The 2,505-nt window shown below is 39.6% G+C and carries 2 protein-coding genes; both read left to right on the forward strand.

Annotated elements, in window-relative coordinates; genetic code table 11:
- Positions 1–71: 71 nt before the first annotated feature.
- On the forward strand, positions 72–674 hold the full coding sequence (locus tag ACFE90_RS37755) for a CPBP family intramembrane glutamic endopeptidase (protein WP_375507340.1): 603 nt from the start codon (positions 72–74) through the stop codon (positions 672–674).
- Positions 675–1,422: 748 nt separating this feature from the next.
- Positions 1,423–2,505 (forward strand): GAF domain-containing protein (locus ACFE90_RS37760; RefSeq protein WP_375507341.1); only part of this gene is annotated, 1,083 nt, incomplete at its 3' end.

Consider the following 2,505-nt stretch of genomic DNA (forward strand, 5'->3'; position numbering starts at 1 on the left):
CAATTATTTCTCTTTCTGCCCCCCTGGTTACTGAGCGCAGTCGAAGTATGCCCCACTCCCCTTAAAAACCCGTGGTTGAACAACACAAACAAGAGCCAGAAATTCCATACCTGACGCGCATCCAAATACTTGGGGCGATGGGAGCGACTGCAATCATTTTGTTGATAGTCGCTAAACTTTCGTTATACCTTGGCAAGTTTTCTCTATTTTCTTGGGACTTGAACCAAAGAGAGTTGCTGTTGGGTGTAGGGTTAGGATTCACTATCACTGCCTTAAGTGGCGTAGCTTATCGCGTTTGGACTGCCTATCGTAAAAGTGCAGATTATTATCTAGAAGTGGTACTGAGGCCCTTAGCCTTACCAGACTTAATTTGGCTGGGGTTACTACCAGGGTTGAGTGAAGAATTATTATTTAGAGGTGTAATGCTGCCAGCTTTAGGCTTGGATCATGTAGCTGTCATTGTATCTAGTCTTTGCTTTGGCATCTTGCATCTTAGCGGTTCCCAACAATGGCCTTATGTGATTTGGGCAACAATTGTCGGGATGATATTCGCATATAGTGCCCTGCTCACTGGCAACTTATTAGTACCGATTGTCGCTCACATTATTACCAATTGGATTTCTAGCTATTTCTGGAAAATGTCGCAATTACGGCAATTAAAAAATAAATTTTGAGCTTCTAGGAATAGTGCGTAGGCGTAGCCCAACTCAGCCATTGCACACTATCAACCATAGAATAAATTATGAGTTTTGAGCGCTCTGACTCATGCTTTTTGTGCAACAGTTTTTAAGCAAGTCGCCCTGCTTTTACGAATACGTTCACTTTTGCGAACTCCACTTGAGCATTGATAACTACAGAAGAAGTTGTATTAACCACAGCTTGAGCATCTATAACCGCAGGAGGATAAGTTAAAATTTTTATAAAGCATGTTTGTGTGCTTGCAGCTACAGAGATTTTTAGTCAAGTAGACTACAATAAATATGCTTGAATCAAAACTCCTTCCTGCACGTTGTGCCGCTACGCAAATCTAAGGAAGGTGAGTAGTAAGTCTCTCTCCTGTCAAAAGGCTTAAAGGCTTATTCTGGGGTTGTTCCTTCTCTTTCTGAGGGGGAGGCTAACTGTGAGAAGTCTGTATAACCTTGTTGAAAAAGAAAGATTTTTTGGCTGTTTTGCCAGAAAACTACACACCTGATAAGAAAATGAGACATTAAAAAAGCGATCGCCATTTTACTGTTAACAACCCCGTTAAACAGACCTGATTTTTTTGAGGTCAAAGGCAACAAAAGCTTTATGGGGCATGACGTAAAAGGTTAGTGTCTCAAAATACCTCAGAAAGCCAATCCTTGTTTTATAAGTTTTGTGTAGAATTTGGTGGAGAGGTTATTTACTTGATTCTCAATTGCAGCAATCCAGGTTTCATTTATGAATCAGTCTTTTTCTCAAAACCAAGCAAGACGAAATCGTGAACAAAGGCTGTGGCAACAAAAATGGAGTTTAAAAACTAAAGCAATTGTTTGGGCACTAAGTATTAGTGTTATTCCTGTGGTTGCAATTGGAACAGCTACTTACTATTACGGTATTAATTTAATTACCAAACAAATTCCACAAGTAAGACTTGAGAGTGCAGCAAGTTCAACAGAAACTGAACTAGCTCTACAGAGACAATTGTCGCTATTGTTAACTGGTATGGGAGTAACAGCAATTTTAACAGGTGCGATCGCTGTTTTTGTCACTAATCGAGCTATTAGTCGAGTCAGTAAAGCTGCGGCAATTTCTAATAATATCAAAAACAAGCTGCGTCCAGACAGTGAGTTTACTCAATATTTCATCTCTAACGAAGATGAATTAGTGATGTTAGAGAGAAACATAAACTTATTTACAGATCTGCTTTCAGTTTTGGTAAAGGAGAAAGAAGCCGAAGCTGATTACTCCCAATTATTAATTAAAATTACGCGATGGGTTCGAGAATCATTCAATGAAGAAGATGTTCTCAAAACTACCTCAGAAGAAATTCGTAAAGCTTTAAGCATTGACCGCGTAACCATTTTTTGTTTCAATTCCAACTCTAATGGAACATTTATCGCTGAGTCAGTAGCACCTGGTTTACCAAGAATATTAGGGTTTACAGTCTCTGAGCCTGGGTTCGAGGCAGGGTATATAGAAAAATACCAGAATGGTTCCATCCATGCTATTGATAATATTCATCAAGCCGATCTCAGTGATAATGATATTGAGTTGCTAGAGCAATTTGCTGTCAAATCTAATTTAGTAGCACCTATTCTCAAAGGCAAACAGCTATTCGGTTTATTGATTGCACATCAGTGTTCTAGAATCCGCTTTTGGCAGCAGTCTGAGATTGATTTGTTCGCTCAGATAGCTATACAAGTAGGATTCGCCCTTGACTACACCAAGCTTTTAGAACAGGTTGATACGAAAGCAGATAAAGCTCAGGTATTTATCGACATTACGCGCAGCATTCGTCAATCGCTCAACGAAGAGGATGTC

Source organism: uncultured Nostoc sp. (assembly GCF_964245445.1).
GTDB lineage: Bacteria > Cyanobacteriota > Cyanobacteriia > Cyanobacteriales > Nostocaceae > Nostoc.